Origin of the sequence: Sphingoaurantiacus capsulatus, from assembly GCF_042648405.1 — a bacterium.
Classification (GTDB): Bacteria; Pseudomonadota; Alphaproteobacteria; order Sphingomonadales; family Sphingomonadaceae; genus Sphingoaurantiacus; species Sphingoaurantiacus capsulatus.
The window spans coordinates 182,241-198,785 of sequence record NZ_JBHRXV010000001.1; the positions used below are offsets into that span (position 1 = coordinate 182,241).

20 protein-coding genes and 1 riboswitch are annotated in these 16,545 nt (G+C 68.7%); of the genes, 13 read left to right on the top strand and 7 right to left on the bottom strand.

Annotation, left to right across the window (positions count from 1 at the left end):
- Positions 1 to 137: 137 nt before the first annotated feature.
- Complete coding sequence (locus ACFOMD_RS00950; protein WP_380855406.1) at positions 138 to 842, bottom strand: HD-GYP domain-containing protein; 705 nt, start codon at positions 840 to 842, stop codon at positions 138 to 140.
- A 217-nt stretch (positions 843 to 1,059) separates the two neighbouring features.
- Between ACFOMD_RS00950 and ACFOMD_RS00955 the strand changes: the two genes are divergently transcribed.
- Entirely contained in the window at positions 1,060 to 1,683 is a 624-nt protein-coding gene (locus ACFOMD_RS00955) for a response regulator transcription factor (RefSeq protein WP_380855409.1), read from the top strand.
- Here ACFOMD_RS00955 and rarD read toward each other — a convergent pair.
- Positions 1,669 to 2,577: an EamA family transporter RarD gene (rarD, locus tag ACFOMD_RS00960; RefSeq protein WP_380855412.1), complete on the bottom strand. Its 909-nt coding sequence runs from the start codon at positions 2,575 to 2,577 to the stop codon at positions 1,669 to 1,671. The genes ACFOMD_RS00955 and rarD overlap by 15 nt on opposite strands.
- Positions 2,578 to 2,787: 210 nt before the next feature.
- Here rarD and ACFOMD_RS00965 point away from each other — a divergent pair, with 210 nt between their 5' ends.
- The 3 genes from ACFOMD_RS00965 (at position 2,788) to ACFOMD_RS00975 (ending at position 5,449) form a co-directional block, all read left to right on the top strand.
- Positions 2,788 to 4,194 (top strand): serine hydrolase domain-containing protein, encoded by a 1,407-nt coding sequence (locus tag ACFOMD_RS00965; protein ID WP_380855415.1) that lies wholly within the window; start codon positions 2,788 to 2,790, stop codon positions 4,192 to 4,194.
- A 16-nt stretch (positions 4,195 to 4,210) separates the two neighbouring features.
- Positions 4,211 to 4,498: a putative quinol monooxygenase gene (locus ACFOMD_RS00970; RefSeq protein WP_380855418.1), complete on the top strand. Its 288-nt coding sequence runs from the start codon at positions 4,211 to 4,213 to the stop codon at positions 4,496 to 4,498.
- A gap of 63 nt (positions 4,499 to 4,561) precedes the next feature.
- Entirely contained in the window at positions 4,562 to 5,449 is an 888-nt protein-coding gene (locus tag ACFOMD_RS00975) for a haloalkane dehalogenase (RefSeq protein WP_380855421.1), read from the top strand.
- Positions 5,450 to 5,572: 123 nt separating this feature from the next.
- Here the strand turns inward: ACFOMD_RS00975 and ACFOMD_RS00980 are convergent, their stop codons facing one another.
- Complete coding sequence (locus ACFOMD_RS00980; RefSeq protein WP_380855424.1) at positions 5,573 to 6,166, bottom strand: DUF1579 domain-containing protein; 594 nt, start codon at positions 6,164 to 6,166, stop codon at positions 5,573 to 5,575.
- Positions 6,167 to 6,475: 309 nt separating this feature from the next.
- Between ACFOMD_RS00980 and ACFOMD_RS00985 the strand changes: the two genes are divergently transcribed.
- The 8 genes from ACFOMD_RS00985 (at position 6,476) to ACFOMD_RS01020 (ending at position 12,685) form a co-directional block, all read left to right on the top strand.
- Entirely contained in the window at positions 6,476 to 6,916 is a 441-nt protein-coding gene (locus ACFOMD_RS00985; protein WP_380855427.1) for an ion channel, read from the top strand.
- 71 nt (positions 6,917 to 6,987) lie between these two features.
- Positions 6,988 to 7,164 carry a hypothetical protein gene (locus tag ACFOMD_RS00990; protein ID WP_380855430.1) on the top strand — a complete coding sequence of 59 codons (177 nt, stop codon included), beginning with the start codon at positions 6,988 to 6,990 and terminating at the stop codon, positions 7,162 to 7,164.
- A 41-nt stretch (positions 7,165 to 7,205) separates the two neighbouring features.
- Positions 7,206 to 7,742, top strand: coding sequence for a sigma-70 family RNA polymerase sigma factor (locus ACFOMD_RS00995; protein WP_380855433.1), 537 nt, complete (start codon positions 7,206 to 7,208; stop codon positions 7,740 to 7,742).
- Positions 7,729 to 8,490: an anti-sigma factor family protein gene (locus ACFOMD_RS01000; protein ID WP_380855436.1), complete on the top strand. Its 762-nt coding sequence runs from the start codon at positions 7,729 to 7,731 to the stop codon at positions 8,488 to 8,490. The genes ACFOMD_RS00995 and ACFOMD_RS01000 overlap by 14 nt, the downstream gene beginning before the upstream one ends.
- 4 nt (positions 8,491 to 8,494) lie before the next feature.
- A complete protein-coding gene (locus tag ACFOMD_RS01005; protein ID WP_380855439.1) occupies positions 8,495 to 10,144 on the top strand; it encodes an FAD-dependent oxidoreductase in 1,650 nt (549 codons plus the stop codon).
- A 407-nt stretch (positions 10,145 to 10,551) separates the two neighbouring features.
- A complete protein-coding gene (locus ACFOMD_RS01010; RefSeq protein ID WP_380855442.1) occupies positions 10,552 to 11,346 on the top strand; it encodes a LytR/AlgR family response regulator transcription factor in 795 nt (264 codons plus the stop codon).
- Between the two features lie 92 nt (positions 11,347 to 11,438).
- Complete coding sequence (locus ACFOMD_RS01015; RefSeq protein WP_380855445.1) at positions 11,439 to 12,143, top strand: hypothetical protein; 705 nt, start codon at positions 11,439 to 11,441, stop codon at positions 12,141 to 12,143.
- Positions 12,144 to 12,466: 323 nt separating this feature from the next.
- The gene (locus ACFOMD_RS01020) at positions 12,467 to 12,685 is read left to right on the top strand and encodes a PspC domain-containing protein (RefSeq protein WP_380855448.1); all 219 of its coding nucleotides are present in this window, start codon (positions 12,467 to 12,469) and stop codon (positions 12,683 to 12,685) included.
- Positions 12,686 to 12,709: 24 nt separating this feature from the next.
- Here the strand turns inward: ACFOMD_RS01020 and ACFOMD_RS01025 are convergent, their stop codons facing one another.
- From ACFOMD_RS01025 to ACFOMD_RS01035, 3 genes are read right to left on the bottom strand one after another with little or no spacing between them, the layout of a single operon-like run.
- Positions 12,710 to 13,477, bottom strand: a complete 768-nt coding sequence (locus ACFOMD_RS01025; RefSeq protein ID WP_380855451.1) for a LytR/AlgR family response regulator transcription factor — start codon at positions 13,475 to 13,477, stop codon at positions 12,710 to 12,712.
- A complete protein-coding gene (locus ACFOMD_RS01030) occupies positions 13,474 to 14,598 on the bottom strand; it encodes a sensor histidine kinase (RefSeq protein WP_380855454.1) in 1,125 nt (374 codons plus the stop codon). Before ACFOMD_RS01030 ends, ACFOMD_RS01025 begins: the two co-directional genes overlap by 4 nt.
- 11 nt (positions 14,599 to 14,609) lie before the next feature.
- On the bottom strand, positions 14,610 to 14,810 hold the full coding sequence (locus ACFOMD_RS01035) for a hypothetical protein (RefSeq protein WP_380855457.1): 201 nt from the start codon (positions 14,808 to 14,810) through the stop codon (positions 14,610 to 14,612).
- A 49-nt stretch (positions 14,811 to 14,859) separates the two neighbouring features.
- Positions 14,860 to 14,962, top strand: a riboswitch (yybP-ykoY riboswitch).
- A 362-nt stretch (positions 14,963 to 15,324) separates the two neighbouring features.
- On the opposite strand from ACFOMD_RS01035, the gene ACFOMD_RS01040 reads away from it, so the two are divergent.
- Positions 15,325 to 15,906, top strand: a complete 582-nt coding sequence (locus tag ACFOMD_RS01040) for a TMEM165/GDT1 family protein (protein ID WP_380855460.1) — start codon at positions 15,325 to 15,327, stop codon at positions 15,904 to 15,906.
- A gap of 166 nt (positions 15,907 to 16,072) precedes the next feature.
- Here the strand turns inward: ACFOMD_RS01040 and ACFOMD_RS01045 are convergent, their stop codons facing one another.
- Positions 16,073 to 16,522 carry a MarR family winged helix-turn-helix transcriptional regulator gene (locus ACFOMD_RS01045; RefSeq protein ID WP_380855463.1) on the bottom strand — a complete coding sequence of 150 codons (450 nt, stop codon included), beginning with the start codon at positions 16,520 to 16,522 and terminating at the stop codon, positions 16,073 to 16,075.
- Positions 16,523 to 16,545 lie beyond the last annotated feature (23 nt).

Below are 16,545 nucleotides of genomic sequence, written 5' to 3' on the forward strand. Positions count from 1 at the left end.
CGTACGCAGACGCGCGCCGACGCCGGAATGGGGCGCGAGCGCAGGGCCATGCGTCCGTCCTTTCCGTGGATCGGGAGCATGATTTTGCACCTGCGCGTTACCGATGGCCAGCCACGGTAGTAGTCATCCTACCGTAGTCACGCCGCGTGGCGCAGCGGCGCCGGGGCGGTGATGGCGGCGGCTTCGCGCGCGTCGCGCACCGCGAGATCGAGGAAGCGGCCGTCGTCGCGGGTCGCGGCTTCGAGCACGGCCGGATCGAACATCGACGGGCGGACCCGGTCGTCGCCGCGGGTCAGCACCGCCATCGCCTCGCCATGGCTATAGGCGCGCTTGTAGGGGCGGCGGTCGCGCAGCGCGTCATAGACGTCGCACAGCGCCACGATGCGCGCCTCGGCGCAGATCGCGTCGCCCGACAGGCCATAGGGGTAGCCGCCGCCGTCCCACGCCTCGTGATGCTGCAGCGCCACCTTGGCGGCAAGCGCCAGCGCGGGGTCCTGCATGCGGCTGAGCGCGGCATGGCCGATGGTGGTGTGCGTGCGGACCTCCGCCTCCTCGGCGGCGTCGAGCGCGCGCGGCGCCTCGAGCATGGCGCGGCGCAGGAACAGCTTGCCGGTGTCATGCAGCGCGGCGGCCTGGCCGGTGCGGTGCGCGGCGCCGGCATCGAAGCCGAGGCGGACGGCGAGCTTCTTCGCCATCGTGCCGACGCGGTCCTGGTGACCGTTGAGGTTGGCGCGGAAATCGGTGGCGGTGGCGGCGATGCGCGGCTGCATCGGCGGCAGCGGGCGAACGACGCCCATCGTCTGTCCCGCCAAGTCCGAGCCGCTTTTTGCCTGCCACGCCATAACCCGAACCCCTTTTCTTATGCCGCCACTTTTGCGGGAGGGGCCGGTTCGAACCAATTGCGGGATTCTACACTATCCGCTTGTTCCACCTGTCCGATCCGGCCCGATGGACACGTCCGGATCGGACCACATTATGGGCATCTTCCGGGGTTGCCCGCACGTTAGCTTCCGGGAACAGTCGCGATACATAACAAGCATCCCAAGGGGACAGGGAAGCGTGAACGAGAAAATCGTCTATGTCGTCGATGATGACGACGCCGTCAGGGATTCGGCGCGTCGCCTTCTGAAAATCGTGGGATATGAGGTCGAGACCTTCGACAGCGCCAACGCCTTCATGGACGGCGTCGACAGCCTGAAGCCAGGTTGCGTGATCTTCGACATCAACATGCCCGGCATTTCCGGCCTCGAGGCGCAGAAGCAGCTGAAGGAGCGCGGCGCGGCGTTCCCCGTCATCATCCTCACCGGCCAGGGCGACATCGGTAAGGCGGTGCAGGCGATGAAGAACGGCGCCGTCGAATTCATCGAGAAGCCCTATCAGAACGAGGCGCTGCTGAACGCCGTCGAGGCGGGCTTCGCGCAGCTCGGCGTGCGGCTTTCCGAGGATGCCGCCAACGAGAAGGCGGCGGGCGTCGTCGGCCGGCTGTCACCGCGCGAGCGGCAGGTGCTGCAGGGCATGCTCACCGGCCTGCCCAATAAGCTGATCGGGCATCAACTGGGCCTCAGTACGCGGACGGTCGAGGTCTACCGGTCGAAGGTGATGGACAAGCTGGAGGTGCGCAGCCTGTCCTCGGCGGTGAAGCTGGCGCTTGCCGCGGGCCTGCCTGAACTAGAGGCTGGCTAGCCGCCGCGAGCGCTCGGCACGGATCGCGTCGGCGGCGAAGATCAGCAGGCCCGTCCAGATGAACGCGAAGGCGACCGCGTGCGCCCGCGTCACCGGCTCGTGATAGGCGAACACCGCAAGCGCGAACTGCAGCGACGGCGCGAGGAACTGCAGCAGGCCCAGCGTCGCGTAGCGCAGCCGCTTGGCGGCGGCGGCGAACAGCAGCAGCGGGATCATGGTGAGCCCGCCCGCGGCGACCAGCAGCAAATCGGTGCTCAGGGTCACGCCGAACGAGCCGTGCCCGCCCGCCTGCACATAACCGATCCACAGCAAGGCCGGCGGCGCCATCAGCAGCGTCTCAACGAGGAGGCCGGTCACGGGGTCGACCGGCGCCATCTTCCGGAGCAGACCATAGAGGCTGAAGGTGAAGGCGAGGCCGAGCGAAATCCACGGCAGGTCGCCCTGCGCCGCGCCGAGATAGATGACACCGACCGCCGCCAGCGCGACGGCCGCCACCTGCGCCCGGTCGAGCTTTTCACGAAGCACCGCCATGCCGAGCGCGACGTTCAGCAGCGGATTGATGAAATAGCCGAGGCTCGCCTCCAGCACATGCGCGCTGTTGACCGCCCAGATGTAGATCAGCCAGTTCACCCCGACGAGCAGCGCGGTGATCGCCAGCAGCCCGACGAGGCGCGGCGATTTCAACACGGCGACCACCGCCGCCTGCCGCTTCAGGATGAGGACAGTGCCGGCGAGCAGCACCACCGACCAGATGATGCGATGCGCCAGAATCTCCAGCGCCGACACATGGCCGAGCAGCTTCAGGAAGGCGGGGAGGAAACCCCAGATGAGATAGGCGCCGAGGCCGAGCAGCAGCCCCGATGACGCGCGATCCCGTGCCGTGGCTTCGTCCATCCGCGCGTCGCTCCCTCCGAGGAGCGGCGAGGTTAGGCGGTTGATGGCGCACCTACCACCTCGCAATCCGCATGGGAGGGTTGCGCGGCGGACATGGGTTCAGTCCTCTCTCATCGTCATCCCCGCGAAGGCGGGGATGACGGACAGGGGCGGAGGAAGGCCGGTAGAGAATGTTAGCTTTCGCACCCCCGGCCATGCTCTACACCCAGCATGATGCGCCCCCTCCTCCCCCTCGCCGCCCTCGCCCTCCTCGCCGCGCCCGTGCTGGCGCAGGACAAGCCGCCGACGCCGCACCTGCGCGCGCTCGCCGCCGGCTACAAGGCGTCGTTCCTGTGCAGCAATCTGTTCAACGCCGGGCTGAGCGAAGCCCAGGTCGAGGGCGATGACCTGTCGCTTGTCTATGTCGAATATCGGCCGATCCTGCCGACCCTGACCGCGACGGTGGATCGCGAAGCGAAGACGGTGTCGGTGCCGTTCGACGACAAGCTGCCGCCGCGCATCGCCGCGTGGCGCCCGCACCTCGGCTGCGCGCAGCTGCCGACCGGGGCGGACCCCGCCAATGTCGCGAAGCTGCCGCGGCTGACCGTCGAGGCGCCGGCGTCGGTCGATGCGCAGGCGTGGCCGATGGGCGATGCGAAGGCGGAGGCAGAGCTGCCGCGCGCCGCCGCCGCGAAGCTGAAGACGACGATGGCCGCCGCCTTCGACAAGAAAAGCTATGGCGAGGGCAGCGAGACCACCGCCGTGCTGGTGGTGAAGGACGGCCGCATCGTCGGCGAGCAATATCGCGCCGGCTATGATAAGCATGTCTCGCAGCGCACCTGGTCGGCGGCGAAGAGCCTGACCGCCACCTTGATCGGCGCCGCCGCGCATCAGGGCCTGCTCGACGTGAAGAAGCCTGCGCCGGTGCCCGAGTGGCAGGCGCCCGGCGACCCGCGCGCAGCGATCACCACCGAAAACCTCCTCCACATGGCGAGCGGCCTCTACAGCGAGGCGGCGGGCAACCGCACCGACGACGTCTATTTCGGCGGCACCAGCGTTACCGAGCGGGCGACCGGCATGCCGCTGGAGGCAAAGCCCGGCACGCGCTGGCTCTACGCCAACAACGACACGCTGCTGGCCGCCCGCGCGCTCCGTCATGCGCTCGGCGACGGCGACCGCGCGCTGGCGTTCCCGTTCACCGATGTCCTCTGGAAGATCGGCATGCGCCGCACCTTCCCCGAGACCGACTGGCAGGGGAATTACATCCTCTCCAGCCAGGTGTGGACGACCGCGCGCGACGTCGCCCGGCTCGGCCTGCTTTATCAGAACGACGGCGTGTGGAACGGTGAGCGGCTGCTTCCGCAAGGCTGGGCGAAGTACGTCGCCACCCCCGCCCCCGCGCAGCCGACCGGGCGCGCCGGCGGCGAGGGCTATGGCGCGCAATTCTGGCTGATGGGCGGAATCGTCGGGCTGCCCGCCGACAGCTATTCGATGCAGGGCAACCGCGGGCAGATCGTGGTGATCATCCCGTCCGAGAAGCTGATCGTCGTCCGCCGCGGCTTCGATGCCGTGGGACCGGGCGGCGGCCGCTTCGAAGCCGCCAAGTTCGTCGCCGCCGTGCGCGAAGCCATCAAATAACCAAGGGGAGAGACTGATGATCGGAGTGATCGCGACGCTGAAGGTGCAGGACGGCAAGGGCGCCGAGCTGGAGGCGGCGTTCGCCACCCTCGCCGCCGCCGTCCGCGCCAACGAGCCGGGCAACCACGCTTACCAACTCTGCAAGAGCCGCACCGAGCCGAACACCTACAAGGTGCTCGAACTCTATGCCGACGAGGATGCGCTGAAAGCGCATGGCGCAGCCGACTATTTCAAGGCCGCCGGCCCGGCGCTCGGCGCGGTGCTCGCCGGCCGCCCGGAGATCGAATATCTCGACGGCGTCTGAGCCGGCTTGAACCTTCCCCAAACTATCGGCACAATGCGTGTCAATAGTTTGGGGAGGTCGACCTTGAAGATTCTACGCACGCCGGACGCGGCCTTTGCCGACCTGCCGGATTTCCCGTTCACGCCGCACTATGTCGAGGTCGGCGAGCCGGCGCTGCGGATCGCGTACATCGACGAGGGCCCGCGCGACGCCGCGCCGATCCTGCTGATGCACGGCGAGCCGTCCTGGTCCTTCCTCTACCGCCACATCATCGCCGGGCTTAGGACCAAGCACCGGGTGGTGGCGCCCGACCTGATCGGCTTTGGCCGGTCGGACAAGCTGGGCGGGCTCGACGATTACACCTACGAACGCCACGTCGCGTGGATGAGCGAGTGGCTGCAGAAGCTCGACCTCCGCGACATCACCCTGTTCTGCCAGGACTGGGGCGGCCTGATCGGCCTGCGCCTCGTCGCCGCCTTCCCCGACCGCTTCGCGCGCGTCGTGGTGGCGAACACCGGCCTGCCGGTCGGCACCGGCTTTTCCGAGGGCTTCCAGCGCTGGCTCGAGTTCAGCCAGTCGGTGCCGATGTTCCCCACCGGCATGATCGTCAACGGCGGCTGTGCGCGGCAATTGTCCGATGCCGAAATCGCTGCCTATGACGCGCCCTACCCCGACGAGAGCTACAAGGCCGGCGCGCGGGTGTTCCCCAAGCTGGTGCCGATCACGCCGGAACATGGATCGGTCGCCGAGAACAAGGCGGCGTGGGAGGTGCTCAGCCGGTTCGAGAAGCCGGTGCTGACCGCGTTCAGCGACGCCGACATGGTGACGGCGGGCGGCGAAAAGGTGTTTCACGAGCGCGTGCCGGGGGCGAAAGGGCAGGCGCACGTCACCCTGAAGGGTGGGCACTTCCTCCAGGAGGACAGCCCGGCGGAGATCGTGGCGCTGCTGGATGGGTTCGTCAGCGGGCGCTGACGCCCTCCACCCCGTCACCCCGGCGAAAGCCGGGGTCCAGCGAGACAAGAACTTGCCGGCTCCGCCGGCGCCTTTGGTGCGCTGGATACCGGCTTTCGCCGGTATGACGGGTAGGAGTTGGCCCTACGCCGTCCGCACGAAATCCATGTGCCAATTATCCTCCCAGCTCTTCCCGCCGTCCACCGAGAACGCCTGCTCCCAATGCGCCGACGTGGGCGTGATCTTCGACCACCGGAACCGCACCTTCACCTTGGTGCCCTTATGCACATCGTCGCCGACGAACGTGCCGACGCCGTCCCTGAACCCGCCGCGCACCGGCTCGCCGACGCCGTGCGTGCGGGAATCGATCCACCAGATCGCCCAGAGCTTCGTTTGCGTGTCGAACGTCCGCACCCCGACGCCGCGATAGGCGCCGCTCGCCATGTCGAGCAGATTGTCGTCGACATTGCCCTGCCCGCCGAGCACCGGCCAGTTGGTGCAGGTGCCGTCGAAACTGTCCCACTGATTGCTGTTCACCAGCCGCTCGCGCAGCTTCCTGTGCTTCACCGCCCAGTTGCCGACCAGCCACGCCCAGTCCTTCGCGTGCGGTGCGAAGGCGGGGTCGAGCGTGTCGGCGGCGGGCGCGGCGCCGGCGGCGGCTGGCACCAGCGCCGCAGCGGCGAGGCCCAGCGCGATGAGTAGCGTTTCGCGGCGGTCGGTGTGGATAAGGTCGGTCATGTGGCTCTCCCTTGAGGTGTGAGAGCGGTTTAGCGGGCGATACCTGACAGCCAGTGTCAGGATATCTTGGCACCCCAAATTTTTCTCGTCGTCCCCGCGAAGGCGGGGATCCAGTCCACAGCAANCGCGGTCTCGCCGACCGACAAGAAGTAAGCACCGACGCGTCCTCTAAAATTGTCACCCCCGCGAAGGCGGGGACCCAGTCCACAACAAGCGACTTGCCGGCTTCGCCGGCGCTATCTGCTTTCGGCTGGATCCCCGCCTTCGCGGGGATGACGAGAAGGAGGGAAGCCGCTACCCCCCTCTCGCATGGACATCATCGCCACCGAACTGCTGATCGCCACCGGCATGGTGATGCTCACTGTGCTGGTCCACGGCGCGGGGCTGCTGGGGCTTGGGCGGCTTATCGGGCAGGGCGAGGATCATCGCACGCTCGATCCCGTGTCGTGGCGTGGGGCGCGGCTGGCGACGATGCTGGCGCTCGGCCTGATGGCACTGCACGGCGTCGAGATCTGGATGTACGCGCTGCTGTTCAACGGCCTCGGCGCCATCCCCGATTTGCGCGAGGCCGTCTACTTCTCGACGATCAGCTACGCGACGATCGGTGATGACAGCGCGGCCATCGCGCCCGACTGGAAGCTGCTCGGCGCGATCGAGGGCATCAACGGCCAGCTGCTGCTCGGCTGGACGGTCGCCTTCTTCGTCACGGTGATGACCCGCGTGCTGCGCTTCGGCCGCGGGGACGATTGAACCGGCGACGGAATAAATCGGCCGCTCGTGCGTATTGAACGGCAATCGCCCATTCGCCCGAAGGACGCCCGATGCCGCTTCTGATCATCCTGCTGCTCATCCTGCTGGTCGCCCAGATCGGCTTCTGGGACACGCTGCAGGCGATCCTCGGCGGGGTGCTGATGCTCGTCGTGCTGGTGCTGCTCGCCGGCGGCGCGCTGTTCCTGCTCGCCCGGCGCTATTTCAACAATCTGCGCCGCCGCTACTGATCCCCGCGGAATAAAGGCGTATCGGCAGCCGTAGAGGCTGCATGATTTCGCGTTTGTTCGGCCATCGCATCGTCGACCAGGTACCGGCCCTCCGCCGTTACGCCCGGTCGCTGACCCGCGACGAAACGGCGGCGGACGACCTTGTCCACGACGCGCTGCTGCGCGCCTGCGAGCGGCACAAGAGTTTCCGCCCCGGCGCCTCGCTTCGCGCCTGGCTGATGTCGATCGTCCACAACAGCTTCATCGATTCCTTGCGCCGCGAGGCTTCGCAGAAGCGGCGGATCGAGGGCGCGGCGCTGGTCGCCGCCACTGTCGATCCCGGCGGACAGGAAGCGGCGGTTCGCCTCGCCGCCGTCGCCCGCGCTTTCAACGCGCTGCCCGACGAGCAACGCGCCGTCCTCCACCTCGTCGCCATCGAGGGGCTTTCGTATGCCGAGGCCGCCGTCGCGCTCGACGTGCCGGTCGGCACCATCATGTCCCGCCTCAGCCGGGCGCGCGCCGCGCTGCGCGCCGGTGAGACGCTCCCTGCCCCCGTCACGCGGCTGCGCGCCGTCGGAGACCCAGATGCACAAGCCTGACCCGATCGGCGAGATCGACCTCGCCGCCTATGTCGACGACCAGCTCGACGCCGAACGGCGCGTCGAGGTGGAGGCGTGGCTGGCCGCGAACCCGCAGGCCGCCGCCAACGTCATGGCCGATCTGCGCGCCCGCGACGCGCTTCGCCTGCTTGCCGCCGACCGCGCCCCGGTGCCCGGGCGCCTGGCGGCGGTCGCCGGCCGGCTCGACCGTGCCCTTTCACGACGCGCGATGTGGAGCCTTGCCCCTCGCACGGCGCTCGCCGCTTCGGCGGTGGCGCTGGTGTCGCTGCTTGGTGTCGAGCTGGCCGGCGGCCTGACCAGTCCGGCGGAAGCCGCGCCGCGCTATGTGGCGGAGGCCGCGATGGCGCACCGCGTCGCGCTGGTCCGCGCCGGCATGGCGTCGCAGCCCGAGGTGGCAACCCTCGATGCCGCCGAGATGCAGCGGGTGACCGGCCTGGTCATGCCGAAGCTGCCCGCCGGCTGGCGCGTGCTCGACGCGCAGCTGTTCCCGTCGGACGATGGCCCCAGCCTGCAGATGACTGTCGATCGCGGCGACGGCGAGCCCGTCTCGCTGTTCGCGGTGCGGGCGCGGACGGGCGCGCCCGAAAACCCGCTGGTGGTGCGCGACGGCAAGGAAGCGGTCGCTTACTGGCAGGAAGGCGAGATGGCGCTGGCGCTGACCGGCGACGAGCCGGAAGCCGAACTCGATGCGGTCGCCGGGGCTCTCGCCCGCAGCACCGCGGGCTGACGCCATGCATATCGATCTGATGAAGGCGCCGACCGATCTGGCGCTGCATACCGACGTTGCCATCATCGGCGCGGGCGCTGCCGGCATCACCGCCGCGCGTCGGCTGATCGCACAGGGCCACCGGGTGATGCTGCTCGAATCGGGCGGCACCGACCATGCCGCGTGGAGCGCCGACCTCAACGCCGGCCGCAACATCGGCGAGGACTATTACGCGCTCGACCACGCGCGGCTTCGCTTCTTCGGCGGCACCACCGCGATCTGGGGCGGCCGCTGCGCCGAGCTCGACCCGATCGACCTCGAACGCCGCCCCTGGGTGGCGCATTCGGGCTGGCCGGTCAGCCATGCCGAGCTGCGCCGCTATTATGACGACGCGTGGGGGCTGTTCGACCTCGGCGGCGACCGGCCGGGGTTCGAGGATCTCGCCGCCCACGGCGTGCATTTCCCCGACTTCGACGGCGACATGCTCAATGGCCGGCTGTGGACCTTCGACGGGAAGTTCAGCCGCTTCCAATATGCGAGCTGCGACGACCTCCGCATCGAGCCGCGCTGCACGATCGTCACCCATGCGACGGTCAGCGAGATCATCCCCGATCGCGGCGGCCGCGCCGTCAATTGCGTCACCGCGGTCGCGCCGGGCGGGCGACGGCTGATCGTCTATCCGCGCGCGGTACTGCTCGCCGCCGGAGGCCTCGAGAACCCGCGCCTGCTGCTCGCGTCGAACCTCGGCAACCAGCATGACCAGGTCGGCCGCTATTTCATGGAGCATCCGCATGCGCGCGGCGGGCGCATCGTCACCCACCGGCCGTGGGCACTGCTGAAGGCGTTCGGGCGGCCGCATATGGTCGACGGCCGGAAGGTCGCCGCGCTGATCGCGCCGTCCGAACGGCTGCAGGCGGAGGAGGAAATCCTCAACAGCTCGCTGACCATCGTCGGCCGCCAGCCCGAAGCGGCGCGCCAGTCGTGGGGCATGCGCGCCTATGGCCGCATCAAACATGACGCCGCGCCGACCAAGGTCGGCCGCACCGCATGGATGCATGCGAAGAAGACGGTCGGCTGGCTGCAACGGCAGGTCGACCCGTTCCGCCCGTGGGCGCTGCACAAATTGGGGCAGCTCGACCTGACGATGCTGGTCCGCGCCGAGCAGGCGCCCAACCCGCTAAGCCGGGTAACCCTGTCGAACGACCGCGATGCGTTCGGGATGCGGCGCCTCCAGCTCGACTGGCGCTTCGTCGATCAGGACAAGCGCAGCGTCGAGCGGCTGGTGTGGGCGGTGGATCACGAGCTGAAGCGATTGGGCCTCGGCCATGCCGAACCGGCCGACTGGCTGTTCGACCCCGCCCAGGCGTGGCGCACCGACCCGCTGGTCAGCGCGCACCCGATCGGCGGCTATCATCACATGGGCACCACCCGCATGTCCGCCGACCCGCGCCACGGCGTGACCGATGCGGACGGGCGGGTGCATGGGCTGGCCAACCTGTACGTGGCCGGCAGCTCGCTGTTCCCGACCTCAGGCTGGGCGAACCCGACTCTCACGATCGCCGCGCTGGCGCTGCGGACGGCGGACAGGCTGTCGGCGGCGCTGAACCGGCCGATGATGGTCGGGGGTTCGCGCGACGAGGTGGAGTTGCCGCCGGCCCGGTCGCGGGTGGCGTAAGGCATCGCGCCACGCAGACGCCGACCTGCGCCGCCCCCTCTTCCGCTCACCTCGTCTTAGCGAGATGGGTAACGGGCCAAGCCACTCCCCCATCCGTCATCCCGGCGAAGGCCGGGATCCAGACCGCCCGCCGTATGGATCCCGGCCTTCGCCGGGATGACGATTGGGGGTAAGACGGCAATGATGACTGGCGGCGTTGGTCCGCCCCCTCCCCCGTTTCTGTCATCCCCGTGCAGGCGGGGACCCACTCCTCCACGCATACGCCTGTCGGAGGATATTCGAGCTGTACGCACGACGCAGCAACGCCAGCCCTTCGGCGGGTGACCGACTTGCTCAGGGGGAACTCAGACAGCTACATTGTCCGCCGGTGGGTCCCCGCCTTCGCGGGGATGACAGAAGGGGGTAAAATGCGGACGATGTCCCCCGTGTCGCCGTCACCACCCTCCCCCGCCCGCCTCATCGCCGTCGCTCTCGCCGGCTGGGCGCTGTTCGCGCTGGCGAGCGCGGCGCAGGGGGTGGTGTTCGCCGCGTACCGGGGCGTCCCGCAGCCGTGGTGGCCGACGCTTGGGTATAGCGTAGCGATCTTTTCGGTGTGGGCGCTGTTGACGCCGCCGCTGCTGGCTCTGGCCGATCGGGTGGCGAGGCAGCGGCAGCGGGTCGTGCTCCATGCGTTGGGCTTGCCGCTGGCGACGCTCGCGCATGTGCTGCTGTTCGTGGCACTGTACCGGCCGGTCTATGGCGCGGGGCTCGGTGTGATCGAGATGGCGCGGGCGGTGCTGATGGCGAACCTCGACACCGCCGTCTTTGCCTATGCGGCGCTGATCGGTGCGTCTTACGCGCGGCGGCGGTTCACCAAACGCGACGCACCGCCCGTCGCCGAGGGCCTCTGGATCCGCGAGCGCGGGACCGCGCGGCTGGTGCGCTTTGCCGACATCGACTGGATCGGGGCGGCGGGCGACTATGCCGAGGTGCATACGGGGCCGCGGGCGCTGCTCACCGATCAGTCGCTCACCACCCTCGACGCCGAGCTTCCGGCCCGCGAGTTCGCCCGCATCCATCGCGGCGCGATCGTGCGGCTCGACCGGGTGGCGGCGGTGAAAGGCGTCGGGCGCGGCGATGCCGAGGTACGGTTGCGCTGCGGGGCGGCGCTGCGCTTGAGCCGCCGCTACCGCGACCGGCTGGCGGCGCACCTGCCCCTTTGACGACGCGGCGGTCCCGCCCGGCGAGTGGGCGTCGATAATCGCGACGAGCGATGCGAGGGGCCAGGGCGGTTCAACCGCTCGAAAGGCCCGCCATGCTCCGCCGCCTGATCGTCGCTCTCGCCTTCATCGCCACGCCGGCCGCCGCCGCGCCCGACAGCGTCACCGTGATCGGCGCGCTGCACGGGCTGCATGCCAAGGAGCCGGCGTTCGACTATGGCGCGCTGAAGGCGGCGATCCTTGCCTTCAAGCCCGATCTGCTGGTGCTCGAGGTGCGGCCCGACGAGCTGGCGGGGCGCACCGCGACGCCGGGGCGGCCCGAATATCCGGCGGTGATCTGGCCGCTGCTTGCCGAGACAAAGGTGGCGGCGGTTGCAATGGAGCCGGGCGGCGAGACGTTCAAGGAGATGACCGGCGCGGCGGGCCTTGCCTTCGACGCTTTCGGCGCGCGCGACCCCGAAGGCGTCAAGGCGCTGTCGGCGGCGGACGATGCGATCGAGGCGGCTTTGCTCGCGCACTGGCGTTCGCCTGCGCAGACGCAGAACGAGGCAACCGCCGCCGTCACGTCGGGCTTCCAGCAACTGCAGTTCGCGCTGGTCGGCGGCGGGCTCGACAAGGTGCAGGCGCGCTGGGACGGGTTCATGGCCGCCCGCGTCGTCGAGGCGGTACGCGCCTACTCCGGCAAGCGCGTGCTGGTGCTCGGCAGCTACCGCAACCGCGCCGTTCTGGAGGCAGCGGTGCGGCAGGTGGCGCCCGGCCGGGTGGTGTCGCCGGCGCCTTGGCTTGAGGCTGCTAAATGAGTTGGTGAAACGCACCATCCTTTAGCGAAACTCACGACACACCCGGAACGACCATAAGCATCCGTCTCGCCTCATATCACTGATATTATATCATTTAATTTTCTCACACCCACTTGGCACGGCGGATGCAGTACCCAAAGCATCGGTGAATTTCTCACCGACGCACAGGGAGAAAGACAATGTTCGTTTCTGAGTTCAGCCGCAGCCTCTTCGGTTCGTTCGGTTCGGTTTTCGTCGCCGCGACGCTGCTCGCCGCCGCGATCGTCCCCTCGATGGTTGCCTAACAACCGACCTTCAACATTCGATCTACAGGAGAAGTTGAAATGAACGTTTCGGGCCGCAAGCTTTACCTGAACAAGGGTTCGGCCAAGCTGCTCGGCGTCTGCGCCGGCCTGGCGGAGTATCTTGGTGTCGACACCCTCTGGGTCCGCCTCGGCTTCGTCGCTGTCACGCTGTTCGGATCGGGCATCCCGTTCCTCGCCTACCTGGTGTTGGCGATGGCGGTCGAAGCGAAGCCCGCCGGCATGGTGACCGAGGCATAAGGGACGCTCACCGGCGCCGCTGCTTCAGGCGGCGCCGTGGATGAGCGCCCGAACCGCGCTCGCATATTTCCGGCCGACCGCCGCCTCGCTGCCGTCGGCCAACCTCACCGCCAGCCGGCCATATCTCGTCCGTCGCGCCGCCGAGACGAAGCTGCCGCGAACCACCGCCGACCGGTGGATGCGGATGAAGCCATGCACCGCCAGCCGCTCCGCCAACTGCCCGATCGGTTCGCGATAGAGGTAGGTCTCCGCGCCGACGTGCAGGCGCACATATTCCCCTTCGGCACTGATGCGATCGAGCCGCGGCAGCGCGACTCGCAGATACTCACCGCGCCGCTGCACCCACAGGTCATCGTCCTCGTCTGACCGCGTCGTCTCGCGGATCGAGGCAGCGAGCGCCTTCATTGCCGCCGGGTCGGGTGCCGCCCGTGCCGCGCGCACCCGGTCGAGCGCCGCCGCCAGCCGGGCGAGGCGCACGGGCTTCAGGATATAGTCCGCCGCCGCCACCTCGAACGCCTTCACCGCGAACCGATGAAAGGCGGTGACAAAGATGATCGCCGGCGGCGCGGCGCCCAGCGGCTGCTCGATGACGTCGAAGCCGTCGAGCAGCGGCATCGAGATGTCGAGCAGCACCACATCGGGCGTCAGCTCGCGGATCATCGCCAGCGCCTCCTCGCCGTTCGCCGCGCGGCCGACCAGTTCGACGCCGGCCAGCTGCGCGAGGAGCCGTGCGGTGCGGTCGAGCGCCAGCGGCTCGTCGTCGGCGGCCAGCACGCGCAGGGTCTCGCTCATTCGGCCGCCTCGGTGAGGTTGAACTGCAGCGGCAGAGTGACCGTCGCCGCATAGCCGCCCGCCGCCCCGGCCGCCGCCGTCAGCCCGCCCGCGCCCTCGAACCGCGCCGCGAGACGCTGGGCGATATTGGTGAGACCGATGCCCATGCCGGGGGTGTCGGCGGGTCGCGCGCCGTCGTCGGTGACGGTGATCGCCAGCTTGCCGTTCACCTCCGCCGCGCGGACCTTGATCGTCACCGGCTCGGTCGACGGCGATACGCCATGCTTCACGGCGTTTTCGAACAAGGGCTGCAGGATCAGGTTGGGGACGAGCGCACCGCGCAGGCCGGGCGGCACGTCGAACACCACGCGCATCCGATCGGAAAAACGCACCTGCTCGATGTCGAGATAGAGGCGCGCGTAATCGAGTTCGGCGGAGAGCGGCACGTCGTCGAGCGGTTCGGCATCGAGGCTGGCGCGCAGGAAATCGGCGAGGTTCGCCAGCATCTCCTCGGCGCGTGCCGTCTCCTTCGCGGTGACCAGCGCGGCGGTGGCATTGAGCGCGTTGAACAGGAAGTGCGGGTTGACCTGATAGCGAAGCGCGCGGAGTTGCGCGCGGCGGGCCAGCGCCTCCGCCTCGGCGACGCGGCGATCGCGCTCGCCCAGTTCGCGCGCGTAAGCGAGCGCGATCACCACCACCGTCCAGGACAGGTAACCCCACAGCCAGTAGGTGCCGCTGACATAGATGCCGACCGGGTCGAGCAGCGACTTGACCCGTTCCTTGTCGGTGCTGCCGTCGACGGCGAAATAGCCGGTGTAGAAGAACACGAAATTGTTGATGACGACGTGGACGCCGGTAAACAGGGTCGCCAGCGGCAGGGCCAGCGCGGCACGCACCGCGACCCGCCCGCGCGGCACGGCGGCGAGCAGCAGTCCGATCAGGTAGAACAACCCGGCGCCGGCCGCGGCGATCGCCAGCCGCCGCGCGAAATTCTCCAGCCCCGGCGCTTCGGATTCCGACAGGTTCTGACGCAAGGTGACGACCGCCAGCTGCAGCACCCACAGCGCCGCGATCAGCCACAGCCCTTCGCGGCCGAGCAGCGCGTTCGCCCGGGCGATCCTCGATCGAAGCCCCTCCATCATCGCCGCGGAAACTACACGCTGCGGGCGGACCCGACGAGTCCGGGCTGTGCCCGTTCATGGGCAAATCCGAGCCGCTTGGTGAGTCCAGCCCGCCCGTTCGCCGGGTCGCGCCACCCCTTTCCGACTTTCGCCGCCCATGAACCGGCGCGGCGCGGCAGGGTGGCGGCGGCCACATCGACGGCGCCGATCCCGACCTCGGCGCGGTCGCCCATTTCCGCCTCGCCTTCTAGGCTTGCGGAATCGCGGCGCGCGCTCTAACCCGCACCGGTCATCTGGGGAGTAGCCAGCCGTCGTTCACGACGGGCCCGCACATCAACATACTTGGTCGAGAGGCCATGGTGCACGGGGGACGGGTCGACCGTCCGGGCGAGACCAATGACGCCGCATCTCCCCCCAGGGTTTGAACTCAATAAGAATGGCATTCGAGATGGCCATGAGAAGCCCAAGGGCGAGGAGAGGTCGCGCAGGCGGGCCTGAAGGCCCCCGGCAAGCGGCGTCGACGACACCCTTGGGCTTCTCATGGCCACGCTTCGCGCGGCGTGAGGAAGACCATGGCCACGCGCCGGCCGCTTGCCAGCTAGCATTTGCTAGCTGGTCTGCGCGACCTTACTTGCCATGGCCTTCCTGACGCCGTCTCGAACGCCATTCTTATTGAGTTCAAACCCTAGTCGGGCGGGACGTGCCGCGTCATTGCCGTCTGTTCGCCCGACCCGGAGACTGTCGTTCATGGAAGCCCTGTTCACCTCCACCGCGGTCGTGGCGCTCGCCGAAATCGGCGACAAGACGCAGCTTCTCGCCATCCTGCTGGCGACGCGCTTCAAGAAGCCGTGGCCGATCATCGCCGGCATTCTTGTGGCGACGCTCGCCAATCATTTCCTCGCCGCGCTCGTCGGCACGCAGGCCGCCGCCTTCCTCGACAGCCCGGCGTTCCGCTACACCGTCGCCGCCTCGTTCATCGCGATGGCGGCGTGGACCTTGATCCCCGACAAGATCGACGACCTCGACGCGAAGCCGCCGCACTTCGGCGCCTTCGTCACGACGACCATCGCTTTCTTCCTCGTCGAGATCGGCGACAAGACGCAGATCGCCACCATCGCGCTCGGTGCGCAGTTCAACGACGTGGTGCTGGTGACGATCGGCACCACGCTCGGCATGATGCTGGCCAACGTGCCGGCGGTGTTCCTGGGCAACGAGCTGATCCGCCGCGTGCCGATGAATGTGGTGCGCATGGTCACCGCCGCGATGTTCCTGATCATCGGCCTGTGGGTGATCGCCGAGACCGCCGGAATGACGCATGTGGGCGCGTAAGGATCGTTTGCGCTCTCCAACCTGTCATCCCCGCGCAGGCGGGGACCCACCCTTGGGCGAGAGCCGCCTTGCGACAAGCTCGGGGTGTGCACGGAGAGGCATTTTCCTGCTCGACAGTGGGTCCCCGCCTTCGCGGGGATGACAATAAAAGGCGCGCCGCCCCGGCCTACCCCTCGCTGAACCCCTCCGCCCGCGCTTCCAGCCGCCGGAGGATATCGACCAGCGTCTCGATCTCCTTCGCGCTCAGATCCGCCAGCAGCGCCTTCTCCATCGCGATCGCCTTCGGCACCACCTGCGCATAGAGGCTCCGGCCGCTTTCGGTCAGCGACAGCAGATGCGAGCGCTTGTCGTGGGCGTTGGGCGACCGCTCGACCAGCCCGCGGTCGGCGAGGGCGATGGCGGCGCGGCTGACGGTGACCTTGTCCATCCGCGTCGCCGCGCACAGCTCCTGCTGCGTCGCGGAACTGCGCTCCGCCAGCACCGCCGTCAGCCGCCATTCGGCGACGTTGAGCCCGAACAAGGAGCGATACGCGCCGGCGATGGCGTCGCTCATCAGGTTGGAGGCGATCGACAGCCGGTAGGGCACGAAATTGTCGAGGCGGAGGCTCTGCGTCATCGCCGGCCAGCCTAGGTGGCTTG